The organism is Burkholderia sp. E168m23 (assembly GCF_016586125.1).
Lineage (GTDB): Bacteria > Pseudomonadota > Gammaproteobacteria > Burkholderiales > Burkholderiaceae > Burkholderia > Burkholderia orbicola.
The window spans coordinates 1-6,251 of sequence record NZ_BCPP01000383.1 but is presented as its reverse complement, the minus strand read 5'-3'; the positions used below and the strand labels follow the sequence as shown (position 1 = coordinate 6,251).

Annotated in this window: 5 protein-coding genes; 3 read left to right on the top strand and 2 right to left on the bottom strand. The window is 66.0% G+C overall.

Going from position 1 to position 6,251, the window contains the following annotated elements:
* Positions 1 to 32 precede the first annotated feature (32 nt).
* Complete coding sequence (metG, locus tag JMF90_RS19705; protein ID WP_011545958.1) at positions 33 to 2,189, bottom strand: methionine--tRNA ligase; 2,157 nt, start codon at positions 2,187 to 2,189, stop codon at positions 33 to 35.
* A 379-nt stretch (positions 2,190 to 2,568) separates the two neighbouring features.
* Complete coding sequence (locus tag JMF90_RS19700; RefSeq protein WP_006478111.1) at positions 2,569 to 3,216, bottom strand: OmpA family protein; 648 nt, start codon at positions 3,214 to 3,216, stop codon at positions 2,569 to 2,571.
* Between the two features lie 352 nt (positions 3,217 to 3,568).
* On the opposite strand from JMF90_RS19700, the gene apbC reads away from it, so the two are divergent.
* The 3 genes from apbC to dcd all read left to right on the top strand — a co-directional run bounded on the left by apbC (position 3,569) and on the right by dcd (position 6,013).
* On the top strand, positions 3,569 to 4,660 hold the full coding sequence (gene apbC / locus JMF90_RS19695; RefSeq protein ID WP_011545957.1) for an iron-sulfur cluster carrier protein ApbC: 1,092 nt from the start codon (positions 3,569 to 3,571) through the stop codon (positions 4,658 to 4,660).
* Between the two features lie 133 nt (positions 4,661 to 4,793).
* Entirely contained in the window at positions 4,794 to 5,330 is a 537-nt protein-coding gene (gene sodC, locus JMF90_RS19690; RefSeq protein WP_011545956.1) for a superoxide dismutase [Cu-Zn], read from the top strand.
* A 113-nt stretch (positions 5,331 to 5,443) separates the two neighbouring features.
* The gene (gene dcd, locus JMF90_RS19685; RefSeq protein ID WP_006398615.1) at positions 5,444 to 6,013 is read left to right on the top strand and encodes a dCTP deaminase; all 570 of its coding nucleotides are present in this window, start codon (positions 5,444 to 5,446) and stop codon (positions 6,011 to 6,013) included.
* Positions 6,014 to 6,251: the final 238 nt, after the last annotated feature.

Sequence of the window (6,251 nt, the reverse complement as noted above, 5' to 3'; positions counted from 1 at the left end):
TTTTTTGCGCAAGCAGCAGCTGCGCGTTGCGCTTACTTCACGCGCATGCCGGGCTTCGCGCCGCTGTGCGGTTCGAGGATGTAGAGGCCCGGTTCCGCCTTCTCGTCGGTGGCCGATGCGGCGAGCACCATCCCTTCGGACAGGCCGAACTTCATCTTGCGCGGCGCGAGGTTCGCGACCATCACCGTCAGCTTGCCGACGAGCTGCTCGGGCTGATACGCGGACTTGATGCCCGAGAACACGTTGCGGGTCTTTTCCTCGCCGACGTCGAGCGTGAGCTGCAGCAGCTTGTCCGAGCCTTCGACCGCCTGACACGCGACGATCTTCGCGATGCGCAGATCGATCTTCGCGAAATCGTCGATCGAGATCGGTGCGTCGTCGGCGCCGTTCACGGCCGCCGGCTTCGCGCTCGCCTTCGCGTTGCTCTTCGCATCCTTCGCGGCATTGGCGCCCGCGGCGGCCGCGCCGGCTGCCTCGGCCTGCAGCGAATCGCGGTTCGCGGCGAGCAGCGCTTCGATCTGCTTCGCATCGACGCGCGTCATCAGGTGCTGGTACGCCTTGATCGGTTGCGCCGACGACAGCGGCTTCGCGGCGTCGGCCCACGCGAGCGGCGCGATCCCGAAGAACGCCTCGACCGCAACGGCCACGCGCGGCATCACCGGCTTCAGCGCGAGCGACAGCAGGCGGAAGGCCTCGAGGCTCACGCTGCAGGTTTCGTGCAGCGCGACCGCGTTGGCCGGGTCCTTCGCGAGATCCCACGGCTTCGCGCCGTCGACGTACGCGTTCACTTCGTCCGCGAGCTCCATCGTGTGGCGCAGCGCGCGGCCGTATTCGCGTGCTTCGTAGCTCGCGGCGATCTGTGGAATCGCATCGCGCAGCTTTGCGACGAGCGGATGATTCATCGCGCTGTCCTGCACGCGACCGTCGAAACGCTTGATCAGGAAGCCGGCCGCGCGGCTCGCGATGTTCACGTACTTGCCGACGAGGTCGCTGTTCACGCGCGCCTGGAAGTCGTCGAGGTTCAGGTCGATGTCTTCCATCGTCGCGTTCAGCTTCGCGGCGAAGTAGTAGCGCAGCCACTCGGGGTTCAGGCCGGTGTCGATGTAGCTCTGCGCGGTGATGAACGTGCCGCGCGACTTCGACATCTTCGCGCCGTCGACCGTCAGGAAGCCGTGCGCGAACACGTTGGTCGGCGTGCGGTGGCCCGAGAATTCGAGCATCGCGGGCCAGAACAGCGTGTGGAAGTACAGAATGTCCTTGCCGATGAAGTGGTACTGCTCGGCCTTCGAGCCCGGGCGGATCCACGCATCGAAATCGATGCCGTTGCGCTCGCACAGGTTCTTGAAGCTCGCGTAGTAGCCGACCGGCGCGTCGAGCCACACGTAGAAATACTTGCCGGGCGCACCGGGGATCTCGAAGCCGAAGTACGGCGCGTCGCGCGAGATGTCCCAGTCGGCGAGCTTGGATTCGCCGGCGTCGCCGAGCCATTCGCGCATCTTGTTGGTCGCTTCGGGCTGCGCGAGGCCGCTCACCCACTCGCGCAGGAACGATTCGCAGCGCGGGTCGGACAGGCGGAAGAAGTAGTGCTTCGAGGTCTTGCGCACCGGCGTCGCGCCCGACACGACCGAATACGGATTCAGCAGTTCGGTCGGCAGGTAGGTCGAGCCGCACACCTCGCAGCTGTCGCCGTACTGGTCCTTCGCGTGACACTTCGGACACTCGCCCTTGATGAAGCGGTCCGGCAGGAACATTTCCTTGACCGGATCGTAGGCTTGCTCGATTTCGCGTTCGGCGATCAGGCCGGCTTCCTGCAGCGCGAGATAGATGTTCTCGCTCAGCACGCGGTTTTCTTCCGAATCGGTCGTGTAGAAATTGTCGAACGACACGCCGAAGCTGTCGAAGTCGCGCTTGTGCTCGGTCCACACGCGGTCGATCAGCTGCTTCGGCGTCAGGCCTTCCTTCTCCGCGCGCAGCATGATCGGCGTGCCGTGCGTATCGTCGGCGCCGATGTAGTAGACCTCATGGCCATGCATTCGCAGCGTCCGCACCCAGATGTCGGTCTGGATGTACTCGACCAGGTGGCCGATGTGGATCTGCCCGTTGGCATAGGGCAGTGCGGACGTAACGAGGATCTGGCGGCTGCCTTGCGGCGCCGCAGCCTGCACGGAAGTGAGGTCGGATGCGGACATAGGGTCTGGAGAAGAACAGCGGGAAAAACGACGGGAAACTGCGATTCTAGCAGGGGCGCGGGCTCGCGCGGCGGGCGGGTGCCGTGGACCGGCCGGCTGCAGGGAGGAGGTCGCCCAAGTGCCGCGCCCGGCGGCGCGATGCTGCGGCGCAGCATGAATTCTGCGGGCAAAAAAAACCGGGGCGGATACGGCCCCGGAGCAACAACGACAAGAGGAGAATGGTGACGCGCCGGCAACACCAGCCACGTACCGTAAATACTGACCACGGCCTGCGACAGAAGTTCGAAAATTTTTTCGATTTGTTACCGGCTCCGCCGAAAGCCTTATCCGGCGGGGCTGTGCGGGCAGGATGCCCGCACGATTCCCCTCGTGGTTGCGCTTACTGATGCTGTTGCGGCGCGCGCAGGTAGATCTCGACGCGGCGGTTCTGTGCGCGGCCGGCTTCGGTCGCGTTGTCCGCGATCGGGTTCGACGGGCCCATGCCTTGCGCCGACAGACGGCCGCCATTCACGCCGCGCTGCACGAGCGCGTTCACGACGCTTTGCGCGCGGTTCTGCGACAGCGTCTGGTTCAGCTGCTGCGAGCCCGTGCTGTCCGTGTAGCCGACGATCGACGCCGTGACTTGCGGGTTCTGGTTCAGCGTCGTCGCGAGGTCGTTCAGCAGCGGCGTGAACGCCGGCGTGATCGCGTACTGGTTCGTCGCGAACGTGACCGAGCTCGGCACGTTCAGCTTCAGCGAGCCGTCCGGCTGCTCGGTGACCTGCGTGCCCGTCTGCGCTGCCGACGGCGCGAGCTTGTTCTTGATCGCCTGCCAGTTGTAACCCGTCACGCCACCGACCAGTGCGCCGACGCCCGCGCCGATCGCCGCGCCCTTGCCGCCACCGGCCAGTGCCCCGATCCCCGCGCCCAGCGCCGCGCCCGTGCCGGTACCGACGGCCGTATTGTTGCCTTGCTGCGTGGCGCAGCCTGCCAGCAGTGCGCCGGCGAGTGCGAATACGGACAGGCGAGTCGCGATTTTCATGTTCATCTTGGATTCCTCTCTTGGTTGAACGAGTCGACAACGACGACAAACAACAGTTATGGCTCCCTGCGCGGGCCGTCCGAAAAAGGAGGGCCGGCCTGCGCTTGCGGCAGCCGCCGAGGCGGTCGCATGCCCTGTCCGTCAGCGTGGCTGTTCGGGCAGCGCGACGCGTCAGCCTCTACAATATAGGCGGTGAGCGGCCGATTTGGCCCTATAGCATGCCGCACGCGAAGAGTGCGCCGGGTCGCGCGTTCGCGCAATGGCGTGCAACAGATTCTTTCACTTTTCCCGATTTTCGCAGCGTAATTTGATATTTTTTGACGTTTGCGCGCGAGAAAAACGTTTTCATGGAGTTTTGATGAGCATTGACCGGGCACAAGTCGACGCCGCGCTGGCGGCAGTCGTCGACCCCAATACCGGCCGCCCGTACGCGGCGAACAAGGGCGTGCGCAACGTCGCGATCGACGGCGATGTCGTGGCGCTCGACGTGGTGCTCGGTTATCCGGCGCGCAGCCAGCACGATGACGTGCGCGCACGCGTCGCCACGGCGCTCCAGGCCGTGCCGGGCGTGCGCGGCGCACGCGTCGCCGTGTCGCAGGAGATCGTCGCGCATACGGTGCAGCGCGGCGTGAAGCTGTTGCCGAATGTGAAGAACATCGTCGCGGTCGCGTCGGGCAAGGGTGGCGTCGGCAAGAGCACGACGGCTGTCAACCTCGCGCTTGCGCTCGCCGCGGAAGGCGCGTCGGTCGGCATTCTCGACGCCGACATCTACGGCCCGTCGCTGCCGACGATGCTCGGCATCCACGGCCAGCGCCCCGAGTCGCCGGACAACCAGTCGATGAACCCGCTCGTCGGCCATGGGCTGCAGGCGAACTCGATCGGCTTCCTGATCGAGGAAGACAACCCGATGGTGTGGCGCGGGCCGATGGCGACGTCGGCGCTCGAGCAACTGCTGCGCCAGACCAACTGGCGCGAGCTCGACTACCTGATCGTCGACATGCCGCCGGGCACGGGCGACATCCAGCTCACGCTCGCGCAGCGCGTGCCCGTCACCGGTGCGGTGATCGTCACGACGCCGCAGGACATCGCGCTGCTCGATGCGAAGAAGGGACTGAAGATGTTCGAGAAGGTCGGGATTCCGATCCTCGGCATCGTCGAGAACATGAGCATCCACATCTGCTCGAACTGCGGCCACGAGGAGCACATCTTCGGCGCCGGCGGGGCGGAACGGATGGCGAAGGATTACGACGTGAACGTGCTCGGCAGCCTACCGCTCGACATCGCGATCCGCGAGCGGGCCGACAGCGGCACGCCGACGGTCGCGGCCGAGCCGGACGGTGCGCTCGCGCGTCGCTACCGCGACATCGCGCGCGGGGTCGCGCTGGCGATTGCCGAGCGATCGCGCGACATGACGTCGAAGTTCCCGTCGATCGTTGTTCAAAATACGTAAAACCCTTGCGGGGCGGGGCCTCACGCTGTTTACGGCGCCGCGAGGCGCGGTATCATGGCGACTTTTCCCGGGTCCCTTTACCCGCCCGGCGCGGCCGTCGTGTCAAACGGTCGCCAGCCGGCATGAGGATCGAATGAAACAACGACATCACGGCGTGCGCGCCGGCCGCGCGCGGCGCGCGCTGCTGGCCGCCGCCGCGCTGGGCCTGCTGGCCGGCTGTACCTCCTTTTCCTCGTCGCACGAAAAACGGGCCGACGCGCAACTGCAGCCGACGGTCGGCGCGCAGGCGCGCGGCGCGGTGACGTTCGTCGAGCGCCCGGACGGTGTGCAGGTCACCTACAACCTGGTCGGCCTGCCGCCGAACAGCGATCACGCGCTGCAGGTGCACGAGCGCGGCGACTGCAACGCGGGCGACGGCTCGAGCGCCGGCCAGGTGTTCGCGCCGGCCGCCGACCGGCTGCGCGCCGGCGCGCGCGTCGCCGGCGATCTCGGCAACATCCATGCGGATGCGAACGGCGTCGCGGCCGGCTTCATCGTCGCGCCCGATCTGGCCCTCGACGGCGTGCGCTCGGCGATGAACCGCGCGGCGCTGGTGCACCGCGACTCGAGCGACCCGGCGTTTCCGCAGCATGGCGCGGGGCCCGCGCTGGCCTGCGGCGTGATCCGTTGACGGCCGCCGCGTGCGTGAGCCGATGATCGCGTAAAATGTCCGCCTTTCCCGGCCGCCGCCTTGCGCGAGCGGCCCTCCCCTGACCGTCACGCAGCGTTTCCAGGCGCCCCGATATGAGCATCAAGTCCGACAAATGGATTCGGCGCATGGCCGAAGAGCACAAGATGATCGAGCCGTTCGTGCCCGATCAGGTCCGCGCGTCCGAGGACGGCCGCCGGATCGTCAGCTACGGCACGTCGAGCTACGGCTACGACATCCGCTGCGCGGACGAATTCAAGATCTTCACGAACATCAACTCGACGATCGTCGATCCGAAGAACTTCGACGAGGGTTCGTTTGTCGATTTCAAGGGCGACGTGTGCATCATCCCGCCGAACTCGTTCGCGCTGGCCCGCACCGTCGAATATTTCCGCATTCCGCGCACCGTGCTCACCGTCTGCCTCGGCAAGTCGACCTACGCGCGCTGCGGGATCATCGTCAACGTGACGCCGTTCGAACCCGAGTGGGAAGGCTACGTCACGCTGGAATTCTCGAACACCACGCCGTTGCCCGCGAAGATCTACGCGAACGAAGGCGTCGCGCAGGTGCTCTTCTTCGAAAGCGACGAGGTGTGCGACGTGTCGTACGCCGATCGCGGCGGCAAGTATCAGGGGCAGCGCGGTGTCACGCTGCCGAAAACCTGATCTGGTTGCATAACGTCTCACCAGTTTCCGGGTGACCGCTGCGCGTGACGCGCCGCGGTCGTTCTTTTTGGAGAATCGCCCATGAAGTTTCGTTTCCCCGTCGTCATCATCGACGAAGATTTCCGCTCCGAGAACATCTCGGGCTCCGGCATCCGGGCGTTGGCCGAAGCGATCGAGAAGGAGGGCGTCGAAGTCCTCGGCCTCACGAGCTACGGCGATCTGACGTCGTTCGCGCAGC

Coding starts and splice junctions, on each gene's coding strand:
- sodC (WP_011545956.1), top strand. CDS start 4,794: ATGAAACAACGACATCACGGCGTGCGCGCCGGCCGCGCGCGGCGCGCG.
- apbC (WP_011545957.1), top strand. CDS start 3,569: ATGAGCATTGACCGGGCACAAGTCGACGCCGCGCTGGCGGCAGTCGTC.
- JMF90_RS19700 (WP_006478111.1), bottom strand. CDS start 3,216: ATGAACATGAAAATCGCGACTCGCCTGTCCGTATTCGCACTCGCCGGC.
- dcd (WP_006398615.1), top strand. CDS start 5,444: ATGAGCATCAAGTCCGACAAATGGATTCGGCGCATGGCCGAAGAGCAC.
- metG (WP_011545958.1), bottom strand. CDS start 2,189: ATGTCCGCATCCGACCTCACTTCCGTGCAGGCTGCGGCGCCGCAAGGC.